This window comes from Pseudomonas sp. COR18, assembly GCF_048568395.1.
Taxonomy (GTDB): domain Bacteria; phylum Pseudomonadota; class Gammaproteobacteria; order Pseudomonadales; family Pseudomonadaceae; genus Aquipseudomonas; species Aquipseudomonas fuscovaginae_B.
Map to the genome: position 1 here is coordinate 6,377,794 of NZ_CP183808.1, position 17,216 is coordinate 6,395,009.

At 64.0% G+C, this 17,216-nt stretch carries 13 protein-coding genes; 8 read left to right on the forward strand and 5 right to left on the reverse strand.

Going from position 1 to position 17,216, the window contains the following annotated elements; genetic code table 11:
* The first annotated feature begins 486 nt into the window (after positions 1-486).
* From arnC to ACM62G_RS28700, 8 genes are all read left to right on the forward strand, one after another.
* Positions 487-1,500 carry an undecaprenyl-phosphate 4-deoxy-4-formamido-L-arabinose transferase gene (arnC, locus tag ACM62G_RS28665; protein ID WP_054060832.1) on the forward strand — a complete coding sequence of 338 codons (1,014 nt, stop codon included), beginning with the start codon at positions 487-489 and terminating at the stop codon, positions 1,498-1,500.
* Positions 1,497-3,488 carry a bifunctional UDP-4-amino-4-deoxy-L-arabinose formyltransferase/UDP-glucuronic acid oxidase ArnA gene (gene arnA, locus ACM62G_RS28670; RefSeq protein WP_273820721.1) on the forward strand — a complete coding sequence of 664 codons (1,992 nt, stop codon included), beginning with the start codon at positions 1,497-1,499 and terminating at the stop codon, positions 3,486-3,488. The genes arnC and arnA overlap by 4 nt, the downstream gene beginning before the upstream one ends.
* Positions 3,488-4,372, forward strand: a complete 885-nt coding sequence (gene arnD / locus ACM62G_RS28675) for a 4-deoxy-4-formamido-L-arabinose-phosphoundecaprenol deformylase (protein ID WP_054060834.1) — start codon at positions 3,488-3,490, stop codon at positions 4,370-4,372. Before arnA ends, arnD begins: the two co-directional genes overlap by 1 nt.
* Positions 4,369-6,018 carry a lipid IV(A) 4-amino-4-deoxy-L-arabinosyltransferase gene (gene arnT / locus ACM62G_RS28680; RefSeq protein WP_273820720.1) on the forward strand — a complete coding sequence of 550 codons (1,650 nt, stop codon included), beginning with the start codon at positions 4,369-4,371 and terminating at the stop codon, positions 6,016-6,018. The genes arnD and arnT overlap by 4 nt, the downstream gene beginning before the upstream one ends.
* The gene (gene arnE, locus ACM62G_RS28685; protein ID WP_273820719.1) at positions 6,015-6,359 is read left to right on the forward strand and encodes a 4-amino-4-deoxy-L-arabinose-phosphoundecaprenol flippase subunit ArnE; all 345 of its coding nucleotides are present in this window, start codon (positions 6,015-6,017) and stop codon (positions 6,357-6,359) included. The genes arnT and arnE overlap by 4 nt, the downstream gene beginning before the upstream one ends.
* Positions 6,356-6,763 carry a 4-amino-4-deoxy-L-arabinose-phosphoundecaprenol flippase subunit ArnF gene (arnF, locus tag ACM62G_RS28690; protein WP_054060837.1) on the forward strand — a complete coding sequence of 136 codons (408 nt, stop codon included), beginning with the start codon at positions 6,356-6,358 and terminating at the stop codon, positions 6,761-6,763. The genes arnE and arnF overlap by 4 nt, the downstream gene beginning before the upstream one ends.
* Positions 6,760-8,127: a UDP-glucose dehydrogenase family protein gene (locus tag ACM62G_RS28695; RefSeq protein ID WP_419736194.1), complete on the forward strand. Its 1,368-nt coding sequence runs from the start codon at positions 6,760-6,762 to the stop codon at positions 8,125-8,127. The genes arnF and ACM62G_RS28695 overlap by 4 nt, the downstream gene beginning before the upstream one ends.
* Before the next feature lie 167 nt (positions 8,128-8,294).
* A complete protein-coding gene (locus ACM62G_RS28700) occupies positions 8,295-9,890 on the forward strand; it encodes an ArnT family glycosyltransferase (protein ID WP_419736195.1) in 1,596 nt (531 codons plus the stop codon).
* Positions 9,891-10,047: 157 nt separating this feature from the next.
* On the opposite strand, the gene ACM62G_RS28705 is transcribed toward ACM62G_RS28700, so the two are convergent.
* The 5 genes from ACM62G_RS28705 to ACM62G_RS28725 form a co-directional block, all read right to left on the reverse strand.
* A complete protein-coding gene (locus tag ACM62G_RS28705; protein ID WP_419736196.1) occupies positions 10,048-11,886 on the reverse strand; it encodes a polyurethanase in 1,839 nt (612 codons plus the stop codon).
* 49 nt (positions 11,887-11,935) lie between these two features.
* Entirely contained in the window at positions 11,936-13,294 is a 1,359-nt protein-coding gene (locus ACM62G_RS28710) for a TolC family outer membrane protein (RefSeq protein ID WP_419736197.1), read from the reverse strand.
* Position 13,295: 1 nt separating this feature from the next.
* Positions 13,296-14,624, reverse strand: a complete 1,329-nt coding sequence (locus tag ACM62G_RS28715) for an HlyD family type I secretion periplasmic adaptor subunit (protein WP_419736198.1) — start codon at positions 14,622-14,624, stop codon at positions 13,296-13,298.
* Complete coding sequence (locus tag ACM62G_RS28720) at positions 14,621-16,417, reverse strand: type I secretion system permease/ATPase (RefSeq protein ID WP_273820714.1); 1,797 nt, start codon at positions 16,415-16,417, stop codon at positions 14,621-14,623. Before ACM62G_RS28720 ends, ACM62G_RS28715 begins: the two co-directional genes overlap by 4 nt.
* Before the next feature lie 161 nt (positions 16,418-16,578).
* Positions 16,579-17,196 carry a M10 family metallopeptidase C-terminal domain-containing protein gene (locus ACM62G_RS28725; RefSeq protein WP_419736199.1) on the reverse strand — a complete coding sequence of 206 codons (618 nt, stop codon included), beginning with the start codon at positions 17,194-17,196 and terminating at the stop codon, positions 16,579-16,581.
* Between the last annotated feature and the right edge of the window lie 20 nt (positions 17,197-17,216).

Genomic DNA, 17,216 nt, shown 5'->3' on the forward strand with positions numbered 1-17,216 from the left:
ACAAGAGCGACTTGGAGATTACTTATTTTCGTACAGCGCCGGGAGCCTGTCAGAAAAATTCCCATGCTCGAAGCGGTTGCAGTGGGTTGAGCAAAAAATCACCGATTGCAAGCCGCAGAACGTTACAAGTTTTCACATCCCCCCGGATTCCTGAATAGAGCCTGTCTGTATGTCAAAAAGGACACGATGTTGAGCTATCTTTCATAGGCTTTTCACATCTCTACGTTTACCGTAGCCCCTGTCCAGGACTCAAGTCAGGGAATTGATGGAAATCATGAAGATAACGCGACATCACTCCTTTACCTTTCACGGTTTTAGGCTTTAATCGCCGGATGTCCGTCGTGTGTGTTTAGCATCTTCCTACAAGCAGTTCTGGTTTTGCCCGACACACTGGTACAAGTCGTCTTTCCCATGGTGAAATCCGACCTGTCACACGATGACACAGATCATCGCTTGCATTACTGAAACCTTTCTGGAAAGAAGCCTTTGAAACCTTACCCGATTCAGCGCGTGTCGATCGTCATACCGGTCTACAACGAAGAACAGAGCTTGCCCGAGCTGTTGCGCCGTACCGAAGCCGCCTGCGCGCAGTTGAGCCAGGACGTGGAAATCATCCTGGTCGACGACGGCAGCCGTGATCGCTCCGCCGATCTCCTTCAGGAAGCCGCCGAGCGCGAAGGCAGCCCGGTGGTTGCCGTGATCCTCAACCGCAACTATGGCCAGCACGCAGCGATCATGGCCGGTTTCGAGCAGTCCACCGGTGACGTGGTGATCACCCTGGACGCCGACCTGCAGAACCCGCCGGAAGAGATTCCGCGCCTGGTGGCCCAGGCCGCGCTGGGCTACGACGTGGTCGGTACCGTGCGCAACAACCGCCAGGACTCGGCCTTCCGCCGCTGGCCGTCGCGCCTGATCAACCTGGCCGTGCAGCGCTCCACCGGCGTTGCCATGAGCGACTACGGCTGCATGCTGCGCGCCTATCGCCGCAGCATCGTCGACGCCATGCTCGCCTGCCGCGAACGCAGCACCTTCATCCCGATCCTGGCCAACAGCTTCGCCCGCCACACCACCGAGGTGCTGGTGCAGCACGCCGAGCGCGAGCACGGCGACTCCAAGTACAGCCCGATGCGCCTGATCAACCTGATGTTCGACCTGGTCACCTGCATGACCACCACGCCCCTGCGGCTGCTGAGCATCATCGGTTTCGCCATGGCCGGCCTCGGCGCGCTTTTCGCCTTGCTGCTGATCTTCCTGCGCCTGATTTTCGGCGCCGAATGGGCCGGTGACGGTACCTTCGTGCTGTTCGCCGTGCTGTTCGTGTTCACCGGCGGCCAGTTCATCGGCATGGGCCTGCTGGGTGAGTACCTGGGTCGCATGTACAGCGATGTCCGCGCCCGTCCACGCTTCTTCATCGAGAAAGTGCTGCGCAGTCAGCCCTCTTCCAGCAGCACTGCCGCGCAAACCCCTTCTACAACTACTGTCAATCAGGTTGCCCCATGAATCCGAAAGCTGTTGTCTTTGCCTATCACGATATCGGTTGCGCAGGCATCGAAGCCCTGCTGAACGCAGGTTATGAAATCGCTGCCGTGTTCACCCATGCCGACGATCCCAAGGAAAACACCTTCTACGGTTCGGTAGCCCAGCTGTGCGCCCTCAAGGGCATCCCGGTGCATGCCCCGGAAGACGCCAACCACCCGCTGTGGATCGAGCGCATCGCCAAGCTGAACCCGGATTTCATCTTCTCCTTCTACTACCGCAACCTGCTGAGCGAAGCGCTGCTGGCCACCGCCAAAAATGGTGCGTTCAACCTGCACGGCTCGCTGCTGCCACGCTATCGCGGCCGCGCGCCCGCCAACTGGGTACTGGTCAACGGCGAGACCGAAACCGGCGTGACCCTGCACCGCATGGTCAAGCGTGCCGATGCCGGTGCGATCCTGGCGCAGAACCGCGTCGCCATCGAGCGCTCCGACACCGCCCTGAGCCTGCACGCCAAACTGCGTGACAGCGCCGCCAGCCTGCTGCGTGACGCCCTGCCACAACTGGCCCAGGGCAAGCTGAGCGAAACCGCCCAGGACGAGTCCAAGGCCACCTACTTCGGCCGCCGTACCGCCGCCGATGGCAAGCTGGTCTGGAGCAAGCCTGCCGAACAACTGTTCAACCTGGTTCGCGCCGTGACCAAGCCTTATCCGGGTGCGTTCTGCGCCGTGGGTGAGCACAAGCTGATCGTGTGGGGCGCCGAAGTGGTCAAGGGCAACGAAGGCCAGGCGCCTGGCCGCGTGATCAGCGTCGACCCGCTGCGCATCGCCTGCGGCGAGGACTCGCTGGTGATCAACGCCGGCCAGCGCAATGAAAACGGCCTGTTCCTCAGCGGCCCGCAACTGGCCAACGAGCTGGGCCTGGTCGACGGCTCCCTGCTGCGTGGCGCTGAAGCGGCCCGCAAGAAACGTCGGACCCGCGTGCTGATCCTGGGCGTCAACGGTTTCATCGGCAACCACCTGTCCGAGCGCCTGCTGCGTGACGACAAGTACGAAGTCTATGGCCTGGACATCGGCTCCGACGCCATCGAGCGCCTGCGCAGCCACCCGAACTTCCACTTCGTCGAAGGCGACATCAGCATCCACTCCGAGTGGATCGAGTACCACATCAAGAAGTGCGACGTGGTCCTGCCGCTGGTTGCCATCGCCACCCCGATCGAATACACCCGCAACCCGCTGCGCGTGTTCGAACTGGACTTCGAGGAAAACCTGAAACTGGTTCGCTACTGCGTCAAGTACAACAAGCGCGTGATCTTCCCGTCGACCTCCGAAGTCTATGGCATGTGCCAGGACAAGAACTTCGACGAAGACACCTCGAACCTGATCGTCGGCCCGATCAGCAAGCAGCGCTGGATCTACTCCGTCTCCAAGCAGCTGCTGGACCGCGTGATCTGGGCCTACGGCGCCAAGGGCCTGAACTTCACCCTGTTCCGTCCGTTCAACTGGATGGGCCCGCGCCTGGACCGTCTGGACTCGGCCCGTATCGGCAGCTCCCGCGCCATCACCCAGCTGATCCTGAACCTGGTGGAAGGCACGCCGATCCGCCTGTTCGACGGCGGCGAGCAGAAGCGCTGCTTCACCGACATCGCCGACGGCATCGAGGCGCTGGCGCGTATCGTCGACAACGAGAACGACTGCTGCAACGGCCAGATCATCAACATCGGCAACCCGGACAACGAAGCCAGCATCCGCCAACTGGGCGAAGAGCTGCTGCGTCAGTTCGAAGCGCACCCGCTGCGCGGCAACTTCCCTCCATTCGCCGGTTTCCGCGAGGTGGAGAGCAAGGCGTTCTACGGCGCCGGCTACCAGGACGTGGAACACCGCAAGCCGAGCATCGAAAACGCCAAGCGCCTGCTGAACTGGGAGCCGACCGTCGAGATGAGCGAAACCATCGGTAACACCTTGGACTTCTTCCTGAAGGAAGCCATGCTCGAAATCGCGGAAAAACGCTGATGCAAGCTGGACTTCGTATCGATGTGGACACCTATCGCGGCACCCGTGACGGTGTGCCGCGACTGCTGGAACTGCTCGACGAGGCCCAGGTCAAGGCGACGTTCTTCTTCAGTGTCGGGCCGGACAACATGGGGCGCCACCTGTGGCGCCTCATCAAGCCGCAGTTCCTGCTGAAGATGCTGCGCTCCAAGGCAGCCAGCCTGTACGGCTGGGACATTCTCCTGGCCGGCACCGCCTGGCCAGGCAAGCCGATCGGTCGGGACCTGGGGCATCTGATGCGCCAGACCCTGGCCGCCGGTCACGAAGTCGGCCTGCACGCCTGGGATCACCACGGCTGGCAGGCCAATGCCGGACGCTGGAGCGAAGCCGAGCTGATCGAACAGATCCGCCGTGGCGTCGACTGCCTGAGCGACATCACCGGGCAAGCCGTCGAATGCTCTGCCACCGCCGGCTGGCGGGCGGACGAGCGCGTCGTGCAAGCCAAAGAACATTTCGGCTTTCGCTACAACAGCGATTGCCGGGGACACGGCCTATTCCTGCCACGGCTGGCAGACGGTAGCCCGGGCACCCCGCAAATCCCCGTGGACCTGCCGACCTTCGACGAAGTCGTCGGGGCGGACCTGGCCGCGAAAGACTTCAACGCATTCATACTCGACCGGTTCAGCCCGGCGAAACTGAATGTCTACACCATCCATGCAGAAGTAGAAGGGATTCTGATGGCAAACGAGTTTCGTCAGCTGCTGGCGCAAGCCAAGGCACGCAGTATCGAGTTTCAACCCCTGGTCAATCTGCTGCCAGCCCAACTGGACAGACTGCCCGAAGGTCGGCTGGTGCGTGGCACCCTCAGTGGCCGTGAAGGCTGGCTGGGGGTGCAGCAGGGATGACCAGACGCTGGGCTTTGCCACTCCTGTTCCTCGCTTTCCTGCTGTTCTATCTGGCTCCGCTGATGAGCCACGGCATGTGGATTCCGGATGAAACCCGCTACGCGCAGATCGGCCAGGAAATGCTCCTGCGCGGCCACTGGGCGGCACCGCACTTCATGGAGCTGCGCTACTTCGAGAAGCCGATTGCCGGCTACTGGATGATTGCCATCGGCCAGGCGATCTTCGGCCAGAACTTCTTCGGCGTGCGCTTCGCCTCGGCCCTGAGTACGGGCCTGAGCGTGTTGCTGGTGTATCTGCTGGCCGGGCGCCTGTGGAACGACCCGCGCAAGAGCTTCGCCAGCGCCGCGCTGTTCATGAGCTTCGGGCTGATCGCCGGCCAGGCCGGCTATGCCAACCTCGATCCGCAATTCACCTTCTGGGTCAACCTGAGCTTCGTCGCCCTGTGGCTGGCGATCGACAGCCAGACCCGCAAGGCCCGCCTGCTGTCCTGGGCGGCCCTGGGCTTCGCCTGCGGCTGGGGCTTCATGACCAAGGGCTTCCTGGCCCTGCTGCTGCCGGTACTGATTGCCCTGCCCTACATGATCTGGCAGAAGCGTTTTCGCGAACTGGTGGGTTATGGCCTGGTGGCGGTGCTGGTCGCCGCGCTGGTCAGCCTGCCCTGGGTCATCGCCGTGCACCTGCAGGAACCGGACTACTGGCGTTTCTTCTTCTGGCACGAGCATATCCGCCGCTTCGCCGCCGAAGACGCCCAGCACACCCGGCCGTGGTGGTTCTACCTGCCGCTGATCGTGGTTTCCAGCCTGCCCTGGGCCCTGCTGTTCCCGATCACCCTCAAGGATGCCTGGAAAGGCAAGGGCCAGCGGATCACCGCGTTCCTGCTGCTGTGGCTGTTCCTGCCGCTGGCGTTCTTCAGCCTCAGCCGCGGCAAGCTGCCGACCTACATCATGCCGTGCCTGATGCCATTGGCGCTGCTGATGGGCCATTCGCTGATGGAGCGGCTCAACCAGGGCCTGCCCAGGGTGTCGCGCCTCAATGGCCTGCTCAACCTGCTGCTGGGCCTGCTGGCGCTGGCTGCGGTGGTGTTCTTCCAACTGAAGAAACCGTTCTACGACAACGAGCCGCAGCACCTGGCCCTGCTGTGCGTGGTGATCGTCGGCTGGATCCTATTCAACGCCCTGACCGTGTTCAAGCCGCTGCAACTGTGGGCGCTGCCGGCACTGGGCATGGGCCTGCTGATCGCCCTGCTGCCGGCGGCGATGCCGAGCGTGATCGTACACAACAAGATGCCCGACCAGTTCATCGCCGACCACGAGCAGGAACTGGCCAGGAGCCGTCATCTGCTGAGCAACGACCTGGGCGCCGCCTCGGCCCTGGCCTGGCGGGTGAAACGTACCGACATCACCCTCTACAACACCCAGGGCGAGGTGAAATACGGCCTCTCCTACCCGGAGGCCGAGCACCGTACCCAGGACATGGACCAGATCCAGGGCTGGATGGAGCAGGCCCGGCGTGAAGGCCAGGTGGGTGTGGTGATGCGCGTCAAGGACGAGGAAGAGTTGCGCGAAATCGACCGGTTGCCCAAGGACTTCAAGCGTTACGACGAAGGCAATATCGTGATCCTGATCTTCCCGCAGAGCGCTCCATGACCCTGGTTCTTCTCCTCGGCGCCTGCCTGCTGACGTGCCTGGGCCAGGTGGCCCAGAAGTTCGCCGTCGAAGGCTGGCGTGAAACCTCCCCGGGCGTACTCGACAAGCTGCGTTCGCCCTGGTTGTGGCTGGCCCTGGCCAGCCTCGGCCTGGGCCTGCTGGTGTGGCTGCTGGTGCTGCAGCGGCTGGAGGTGGGGATCGCCTATCCGATGCTCAGCCTCAACTTCGTGCTGATCACCCTGGTGGCGCACTACCTGTTCAAGGAATCGATCGACCGCCGCCACTGGCTGGGCGTCGCCCTGATCATGGCCGGCGTGGTGCTGCTGGGGTTGCATCTATGAGCCTGGCACGCGGTTTCACCTTCGCCAGCGCTAGCGTGGTGCTGGTCAGCAGCGCCCAACTGGGCATGCGCTGGAGCATGACGCGCCTGCCCGAGCCAAGCCAGTGGCTGGACGCGCTGATGACCGGCAACGTCTCGCTGGTCGCCCTGGCCGTCGTAGCGGCTTCGATCCTCGCCTATGCGCTGTCGATGCTCTGCTGGCTGATGGCCCTGCGTGACGTGCCGCTGGGCCGCGCCTACTCGCTGCTCAGTGTCAGCTATGCACTGGTCTACCTGCTGGCCGCCAGCCTGCCGTTCTTCAACGAAAGCTTCAGCCTATCCAAGACCCTGGGGGTGGCGTTGGTCATCCTCGGTGTCCTTACGATCAATTCTCCACGTATACCCCGTCCTAGAGACTCCGTATGAAAATCAGCGTAATTGGTAGCGGTTATGTAGGCCTGGTACAGGCGACTGTTCTGGCCGAAGTCGGTCATGACGTCGTGTGCATGGACGTTGACCAGAACAAGATCGACTTGCTGCGCAAGGGTAATATCCCGATCTTCGAACCAGGGCTGGAGACCATGGTCAAGAGCAATCTGGAAAGTGGCCGCCTGCACTTCACCAGCGATGAAAAGCTGGCCATCGAGCACGGCCAGGTGCTGTTCATCGCCGTCGGCACGCCATCGGACGAGGATGGTTCGGCCGACCTCAAGTACGTGCTGTCGGTGGGTGACGCCGTGATCCGCCATCGCTTCGAACCGCTGATCCTGGTGGAAAAATCCACCGTGCCGGTCGGCACCGGCGACACCCTGCGCGCCCACATCGAGGCCGGCCTGAGCAAAGCCGGCCGCAGCCTGCAGTTCGATATCGTCTCGAACCCGGAATTCCTCAAGGAAGGCTCGGCGGTCGAAGACTGCCGCCGGCCGGACCGCATCATCATCGGCTGCGAACGCGAGGAAGTGCGCGAGGTGATGCGCGACCTGTACGCACCGTTCAACCGCAACCATGACCGCATCATGTTCATGGACCTGCGCAGCGCCGAACTGACCAAGTACGCCGCCAACTGCATGCTGGCGACCAAGATCAGCTTCATCAACCAGATCGCCGAACTGGCCGAACACCTGGGCGCCGACATCGAGGCCGTGCGCATGGGCATCGGCGCCGACCAGCGCATCGGCTACCACTTCATCTACCCGGGCTGCGGCTACGGCGGCTCGTGCTTCCCCAAGGACATGCGCGCCCTGATCCACAGCGCCCAGGAAGCCAACTGCTCCAGCGACCTGCTGCAGGCGGTGGAGGCGATCAACGAACGGCAGAAACACAAGCTGTTCGACCGCATCAATGCGTTCTACAAGGGCGACCTCAAGGGCAAGACCTTCGCCCTCTGGGGCCTGGCGTTCAAGCCCAACACCGACGACATGCGCGATGCGCCAAGCCGGGTGCTGATGGAAGCGCTATGGGCCGCCGGTGCCCAGGTCCGCGCCTTCGACCCGGAAGCCATGCAGGAAACCCAGCGCCTGTATCCCGATGAACCGGGCCTGTCGCTGATGGGTACCCCGGAAGCGACCCTGGTCGGTGCCGATGCCCTGATCATCTGCACCGAGTGGCAGCAGTTCAAGGCGCCGGACTTCGAGCGGATCAAGCAGCGCCTCAAGGCGCCGGTGATCTTCGACGGCCGTAACCTGTATGACGCCAACCGCATGCAGCGCAAGGGTTTCACCTACTTCGCGATCGGCCGCGGCGCGTCCCTGGAACTGCCGGTGACCCGCCATGGCCAGGTAGAAGCCTGATCCCCGGCGTGCCTCTGTAGGAGCCGGCTTGCTGGCGATAGCGGTCTGACAGCCCCGATGCGGTCATTGAATGGCCGCCTGGCGGCGGTTCGCGGGCAAGCCACGCTCCTACAGACTTCCTTCGCGTCCTCAAAACGGTGTCATCCTCCTTTCACAAGGACTTCGTTGTGACATTGACCTCCCGCGCCACCCTCAATCGTCAGTCCCTGGGCCTGGGCCTGCTCGCCCTGCTGCTGTTCCTCGCCGGGGTTCACCAGCAGGCGGCCATCGGCTTCGATTCGCGCTTCGTCCTGTTCGCCCAGGAAATGCTGCGCCACGGCCCGGGCTTCTTCCCCACCACCTACGGCGAGCCCTACCCCGACTACTCGGCCTTCTCGACCGTGCTGGTCTGGCTGTTCGCCCTGCCCTTCGGCACCGTCAATGCCCTGGCGGCGTGGCTGCCCAGTGCCCTGGCAGCGGCCTGGATCGTGGTGCTGATGTACCGGCTGGTCGCCCCCCACTCCCCGCGCTGGGCACTGCTGAGCATCGCCCTGCTGTTGTTGAGCAACACCTTCATCACCGAGACACGTGCCGTCTCGCTGGATCTGCTGCTGGCCGCCGTCGGCTTCTCGGTGTTCTACCTGGGCTACGCCGCCGATCATTTCGCCGCAACGAAACGCCATGGCTGGATACTCGCCCTGCTGGTGCTGGGCTTCGCCATCCGCGGACCGATCGGCCTGGTGATCCCCACCGGCATGCTCTGCAGCTACTACCTGCTGGGCGGCCAGTGGCGACGCCTGTTCGTCTTCGGCTTCCAGGCCCTGGGCCTGCTGGCGGTCTGTATCGCACTACTGCTATGGCTGGCTTGGCTGGATGGCGGCAGCGTCTTCCTCCATGAAGTGATCCGCATGCAGTTCACCGGCCGCATGGATGGCAGCGAAGGCTCCAGTGGCCTGCTGTATTACTTCGGCAGTTCGTTCGGCAACTACGCCCTGGCCTATCCGCTGGCGGCCCTGGTGGTGGTGGCACTCTTCGCCGGTGGTCGCCAGCAACGTGGGCCGGCGCTGCAACTGATGCTCTATTGCCTGGCCGCCGGCCTGATCGTGATGCTCGGGCTGTCGGTACCGCAGGCGAAGAAGGCCCGCTACATCCTGCCGATGGCGCCGATGATCGCCATCGTCGCGGCCTTTGCGTTCCAGGCCGGCCAGGGGCGGCTGTTCGCTTGGCTGCGCGGACTGATCCAGGGCCTCTGGCTGCTGCTGCCGGGGCTGCTGATCGGCGGGATGATCCTGCTGCATCGACGCTTTCCCGAGGAACTGCCGACACTGGGCATCGCCCCCTGGCTGGTGGGTGCCCTGCAGGTCATTGCCGTGGTGATGCTGTTCAAGACCCGCTGGCGTGCCATCGGCCTGGCGGCCTGTGCGGTATTGGCGATGTGGTCGAGCTACATCCTGGTCGTCGAGCCGGTCGAGCGGACGGCCTATGACACCCGGACATTTACCCGGGCGGCCCAACAGTTGATCCATCAGGCGCCGGCGCCCGTGGTGCTGCACGCCATGGGCAAGGACGCGAAGGCAATCAAGTTCATGGTCAACCTGGACGAGGATCTGCAACCGCTGTTCACCGATACGCCGCAGCAGTTGCAGGCGGTGAGCGGGCCGGCGTGGCTGGTGATGGACAGGCAGGATTACCAGAAGCTGCAGGGTACGCCGGTCGGGGCGCTGGTGCCGGTGTTGAGTGGGCGGTTCGACAAGAATGATTTCGTGCTGCTCAAGCAGCCCTGATACGGAGTCGCCTGGCCGCTCCTGGCGGTTCGCGGGCAAGCCCGGCTCCTACGGGGGATCGATACCGAACGCGGCATTGGCGTACGGCACCATCCTGTAGGAGCGTGGCTTGCCCGCGAACCGCCGCAGGCGGCCAGACGACACCAGCCGACTACCCTCAGGCGATCACCACACTGGCGCCTTTGAGCGTATCCAGCCCAACCCCCACCAAGGTCACCGAATCAGCGCCAAAGCTGAGTACGGTGTCATTGCCGACCACCTTGGCATGTTCAAGAACGTTGTGCCCCTGGGTATCGGCATAGCCCATGAACACCAGCTTGTCCGAAGACTGGAAGCCGCTGATGCGGTCCTGGCCAAAGGCACCGTTGAACAGGAAGGTGTTACCCCCGCCCCGCGCCTCCATCAGGTCATTGCCCGCCCCGCCGATGAACAGATTGCCGCCCTTGGCCGCGCCGATCAGGTGATCGTTGCCGCCATTGCCCAGCAACCATTCACCCGAAGCCGTCGCGGTCAGGGTGTCCGCCCCGGCGCCGCCCACCTGCGAAGCGACATACTGGCCGCCGGACAGGCTCTGGTCAGCGACCTTGTGGGCCACGTCCCGGGACAGGAACACCAGGTGCGGTTCGCTGCTGACCAGCGTGCCGATATCCCTGGCAATGGTGATCCCGCCCTGGGCATCGCGAAGATACAGCGTGCCCTGGCCGTCATTGGCGATCTCGACGCTGTCGAGAGGCTTCTGCAGGTCAAGGGTGTTATGGCCCTTGCCACCGAGAATGATGTTGTAGCCGCCGTCGTCGCGGAACCTGTCATCGCCGCCGCCCCCTTCGAGATAGTCGTTGCCGCGCCCGCCCTTGAGCAGGTCGCTGGCCTCGCTGCCGATGATGAAGGTGGTGCCGCTATGGGCCTCGGCGTTGCGGTTGAGGTCCTGCACCCAGGTCTTGTCCCGCGCCGGATCCGACAGGTTGCTGACGACGATGGTCGAGTTCCTGCCGGTCAGGTCGTAGAACGACGAATCGACTATCCGTTGCATGCCGTTGCCATAGGCGGTCGGCAGATGCGACAGCCAGGTGGCGATGTTGCCGATGGAGAACGGCATGGCGTTCCAGGCATCGGACGCGTAGTGGTCGTTGAAGTTGACGATGTTGTTGGTCGCCGAAGCCTTGTAAGCGTCATGCACGCCGAGGGTCGCCAGGGTTAGGCTGGAGCCGTCGAGGGCCCGGAACACCGGATCGTTTTCATAGCCGATGTTCAACACATGGGTGCCCGCGCCGCTCTGGGTCGGCGAGGCGAAGGCGATGTAGCTGGCATCCTTGTAGAAACCGCCCCACTGGCCCGCACCCAGGTCCGCCAGGCTGTTGACCGCCAGCCCGCCCAGGCTGTGCCCGCTGACCAGCACATCCTTGCCGCCCAGGCCGTTGGCCCGGGCAAAGGCGGCGACGCTGTCGAGCAGGCCGGAGAAGGCATTGGCGCTGTAGTTTTTCGCGTAGTCCTTGGGGCCGATGGCCGCCAGCAGGTCATTGATCGCATCACCGATGGTGTCAGTGATCACGGTTTCCCGCGGGCCGCTGGTGCCGCGAAAGGCGATGCCGATGGAGGTCAGGTGGCCCTCGGCGTCGTACTTGCCGAGCACTTCCGCCTGAGCGGTGGTGTAGCCGGCCTTTTCGCCGTAGAAGGTACCCCGGCCATCGGTCTTGCCGGCGTAACCCAGCTGGCTGGCGCTGATCGGCGTCCAGCCGGCAGCCTTCACCGCCGCCAGCGCCGCCTTCTCCGAATCGGGGTTCCAGGGCACGCCGGGAATTACGCCCTGGGCGTCCGTGCCACCGATCAGCGCCTTGACCAGCGTCGCCGGCAGGCCGAGGCCGAAGCCGTGCTGCTGGTAACCGACGGCCAGGCCGTTGTCGATGTTATGGTAGGAATACAAGGTGATCGCCATCGCGTCAGCGTACAGCGCCTTGGAGACAGTGGAACCCGCATTTTCATAGTCAAAAACACCCATGGTATTGCCTCTCTGTTGTTGAAATTGTCGAGAAAGCCTGCAACGGAAGTCAGTGAACGGCCGCCGGCGCCACGAAAGCCTCATCGACCCTGGCCAGGTCGGTTTCGCGCAGCGTGCCGGCGTAGTAATGCAATCGGGTCCAGGCCATCAGGTAGTCATAGCGCGCCTGCGCCATGTCCCGACGGGTGCTGTAGAGCTGTTGTTCGGCGTTGAGCAGGTCGAGGTTGACCCGCTCGCCGCCGAGGATGCTTTGCCGGGTGGAGAGCACCAGCGACTCGGCCGAAGCCAGCGCCTTGCGGTAGGCGCGCAGCTTGCTCGCCCCCGACTGGCAGGCGTTGTACTGGCGCCGCAGCTCGATCAGGGTTTCGCGGGTCTTGCCATCGAGTTCGTATTCGGCCTGTTCCAGGTTGGCACTGGCCTGGCGAACCGAGGCGGACACCCCGCCACCGGCGAACAACGGCACGCTGACCTCGAAGCCGACGGTGTTGGTGTCGTAACGCTGGTTGTAGGTGTTGCCGCTGTCGGACTCGCTCTTGCGCAGGCTGGCATAGGCATTGAGCTTGGGCAGGTGCCCGGCGCGGTTGCGCTCCACTTCGTAGTGCGCCACCTCCACCGCCTGGCGCTGGGAAGCCAGCGTCGGGTTGTTGCTCAGGGCCAGCTCATGCCAGGTGGCGAAGTTGGCCGGCTCCAGTGGAAACGACTCGAACCCCTGCGCCAGCGGCGCCAGCTCGGCGACGTCGACCGTCGGCACGCCGATCAGCGCTCCCAGCTCGCGCAACGCCGCATCCTGCGCATCGCGGGCCTCGATCTCCTCGGCCGTGGCCAGTTCATAGCGCGCCTGCGACTCGAGGATGTCGGTGCGGGTGCCCTCGCCCCGGCGGAACAGCTGCGTGTTCTGCTGGAACTGTTCGTCGAGAGCCTTCTTCCGGGCCCTGGCGATCTGGATCTGGTCCTCGGCGAACAGCGCCTGGGTGTAGTAGGTCAGCACCCGAACCAGCAGTTCCTGGCTCTTGCCGCGAAAGGTTTCGTCGGCAAACAGCGCCTGGGCCACGCCCTTGCGATAGTTGGCATAGGCCTCGTAGTCGATCAGCGGCTGCTGCAGGGTCAGGGTGGAGCCGGAACTGGTGTAGTTGCGGTCCTCATGGAAATTGCCGCGTTCGTTGAGGTAGGTGACCCGAGAGTCGTTGCGGCCCTGGTTGTAGTTGTAGGACAGCCGCGGCAGCAGGCCGGCGCGGCCAATGGCACGGTTTTCCTGGCCGGCATCGCGCTCCTTGAGCGCGCCGAGGAACACCGGGTCGTTGCGCAGCGCCTGCTCATAGACCTGGAACGGCCCCATGGCCTGGCAATCGAGGGAAAACAACAGCAACGCAGCCGCCACACACAGCGGTTTGGTCATCAGGCGCAACATACTACTCCTCGGTCAACGCAGAGCCCGCACGGTCCATCAGGGGCTTGAACAGATAGTTGAGCAACGACCGCTCACCGGTGCGCACGAACATTTCCGCCGGCATGCCCGGCTTGATCACCAGCCCGTTGAGTTTCTCCAGGGCCAGGTCGCTGACCGAACTGCGCAGTACGTAATACGGCGTACCACTTTTTTCATCGAGCAACTGGTCGGCGGAAATCAGGCTCACCGCACCGCTGACCCGCGGCGTGCGATTCTGGTTGAAGGCGGTGAACAGGATGTCCACCGGCAATGCCGTGCCGACCTTGTCCACCAGGTGGACCGGCAACCGCCCCTCCACCTCCAGGCGTTCGCCCTGTGGGACGATCTCCACCAGGGTGTCGCCGGCACGCACCACCGCACCTTCGGTATGCACCCCCAGGTTCACCGCGATACCTTCGGCCGGTGCGCTGATTTCGCTGTGCTGCAGTTCGAAACGGGCCGAGGTCAGTTGCTGTTCCAGGGTCAGGGTCTTGAGCTGGGCCTCGGCCAGCTGGCTGCGCACCTCCTTCTGGTATTCCTCGGCGTGCTGCGAAAGCTTCAATCGCGACTCGAGAATGCCCTGCTCGACCCGCCCGCTCTCACCGCTGTTCTGCGCCAGGTCCTGCTGCACCTGGGACAGTTGCCGCTCGTACTCCAGCAGGCGGTTGGCCGGGATATAGCCGTTCTCGGCCAGCGGCCGCAGGTTGTCCAGTTGACGTCGCAGGGAGTCGGCGCGGGCGTTCATGTCGGCGCGGGCCCGACGCATGCCGGCCAGTTGCGCACCAGCGCCCTCGATGGCGGCACGAATACCGGCCTGTTCGCGGGCAAACGCCTCGCGCCGGCTGCTGAACAACTGCCGCTGACCTTCGAGCACCAGGCCCAGTTGCGGGTCGGTATCGGCGGTCAGCTCATCCGGGAAGTTCACCCGCTCCAGGTTGTCCCGCTCGCTCTGCCAGCGCGCCTGGCTGGCCCAGGCCACCCGGTACTGCGCGCGCAGGGACTGGACATCGGCCGAGCGCTGGGTCTGATCGAGGCGAAACAGCGGCTGCCCCTGGCGGACCAACTGCCCCTCGTGCACCAGGATCCGCTCGACCACCCCACCGCCGAGGGACTGCACCGCCTTGCGCTTGCCGGAGACCACCACGGTCCCTTGGACCGCAATGCCCTGGTCCAGCGGCGCCAGGGCCGCCCAGGCGAAGAAGCTGCCGGCACCCAGCAGCGCCAGCCACCAGCCGGCGCGGACAAAGAAGCGGGCATCGCGCTCCTGGCGCTCGTGGGGTTCATCGTGTTGCATCAGGCTGTCCTGGCTCATGCTCCACTCCTGCGTGTCGCTGCACCGTATTGCCGGCTCAGGCTGAGCCCGGCCGGAGTTGGGGATGGCTCGCGCGGGGCTTCGGCCACCGCGGCAGCCGCCGGTTGCGCGTTGCCGGCCAGAGCCTTGAGCACCTCGGCGCTGGGCCCGAAGGCCTGCATCCGCCCCTCGTTGAGCACCAGCAGCTTGTCGGTCTGGGCCAGGGACGTGGTCCGGTGGGTCACCAGGATCACACTGCTGCCCTGGGCCTTGAGCTGGGCGATGGCCGCGGTGAGCGCCGCCTCGCCGACCGCGTCGAGGTTGGAGTTCGGCTCGTCGAGGATCACCAGCCGAGGGCCGCCATACAGCGCCCGGGCCAGGGCCACCCGCTGTTTCTGCCCACCGGACAGGCCGCAGCCATCGTCGCCCAGCAGGGTGTCGTAGCCCTGGGGCAGGCGCAGGATCAGTTCATGAACACCGGCCTGTACCGCGGCAGCCACCACCTTTTGCGGGTCGGCCTCGCTGAAACGGGCGATGTTCTCGGCCACCGTGCCACTGAACAGTTCGATCGATTGCGGCAGGTAGCCAATGTGCGGGCCGAGTTCATCGCGGTCCCAGCGATGGATATCCGCGCCGTCCAGGCGCACCACGCCCGCCAGGGTTGGCCAGACCCCCACCAGCACCCGTGCCAGGGTGGACTTGCCCGACCCCGAGGCGCCCAGTACGCCCAGCACCTCACCGGCCTCGATGGCAAAGCTGACATGGTGCAAGGTGGCCCCGCGCCGCCCCGGGGGCCCGGCGCTGACCTGCTCGAACGCCACCCGCCCCTTGGGCTCGGGCAGGCTCATGGCGGGCTCGCCCTGGGGAAACTCGCGCAGCAGTTCGTCGAGCCGCCGGTAGGCCAGCTTGGCCGCGCTCCACTGCTTCCAGACGGCGATCAACTGGTCGATGGGGCTCAGGACGCGCCCCATCAGGATCGAGCCGGCGATCATCATCCCGGAGCTCATGTCGCCCTTGATCACCAGCAAGGCGCCCAGGCCCAGTACCAGCGATTGCAGGCACAGGCGCAGCGACTTGCTCAGCGAAGTCACCAGGGCGCCGGTATCACTGGCCTGGTTCTGCCGCGCGAGAAACCGCGAGTGCACCTGGAACCAGCGTCGACGCAGGGCCCCGAGCATGCCCATGGCCTGGATGGTCTCGGCATTGTGCAAATGGCTGGTGGCCAACTGGCTGGATTTCTGCGAATAGCCACTGGCTTCGGCCAGGGGTTTGCGGGTCAGCCACTCGTTGAGGCAGGCCAGCGCGATCAGCAGTACCGCGCCCACGCTGGCAAACACTCCGAGCCACGGGTTGAACAGGAAGATCACCAGCAGGTAGAGGGGAAACCACGGCGCGTCGAAGAACGCGAACAACGCGGGCCCCGTGAGAAACTGGCGGATATGGGTCAGGTCGCCCAGGGCCTGGCCGGCATGCCCCTCGCCGCGAAACAGGTTGCGTTCGAAGGCCGCCTTGTACACCCGCAGGTTGAACTGCCGTTCGAGCTGGCTACCGATGCGGATCACGATGAAACTGCGGATGGTTTCCAGCACCCCGATGAAGGCGAAGAAGCCCACCACCATCAGCGTCAGCATCACCAGGGTGGTTTCGTTCTGCGACGTCAGTACCCGGTCGTAAACCTGCAGCATGTAGATCGACGGGACCAGCATCAGCAGATTGATCAGGGCGGTGAAACAACCGACGCTGATCAATATGCTCTTGTAGTCACCCAGTACGCGGAACAAGGGTGTACCCGAAATCATCTTCAACGATTTCATTTATCGTCCCTGATTTTTTGATTCTCGAAATTCGTGAGACCCGCAAGGATCTCTGCCTATCACTGAAGTGGATTCAAAACAGGCAATGGTCCTGTTCCCGAGGCGATGGATTCGCCATCCAACGGACAGAGGCAGCCATCAGGCTGCCTCCTTTCCCAGACTCAGGCGACGATATCCGTCTGCACCGCCTGCCCGACGGTCATGACCCGGAAATCGGCCACGCCGTCCCCATCGAAGTCGACCGTCAGGTCATACCCCAGCACCGCCTCACGGGCCTGCCCGGTGAACTTCTCGACATAGGTCAGGCCCGAGCCGTGGGTGAGAGCACTCAGATCGATCTTGTCCTTGCCGCTGACGAAGTCGACGATCCAGTCGGCACTCTCCGGGATCGAGTCGCTGATATCGCGATACAGGAAGGTATCCCGACCGGGGCCGCCCACCAGCCAGTCAAGCCCGGGGCCCCCGACGAGGATGTCGTCGCCGGCCCGGCCATTGAGACGATCCTCGCCGTCGCCACCATTGAGGTGGTCGGAACCGCGGCCGCCGATCAGGAGGTCGTCACCGGCGCCCCCGTAGAGGGAACTGGCCTTATGGCCCGCCTTCAGCATGTCGTTGCCAGCGCCGCCGAGCAACAAGTCATGACCACCGCCGCCGACGATACGATTGTCCTGGGCATTACCGACGATGTAGTCGTTGCCGGTCGTGCCGTTGAAGTTGACAAGCGGGTCATGGGGCGCATCCTGCTTGGGAGAAAAGGGATTGAGGATAAACAAAGACATATCATTTCCTTAAAAATCAA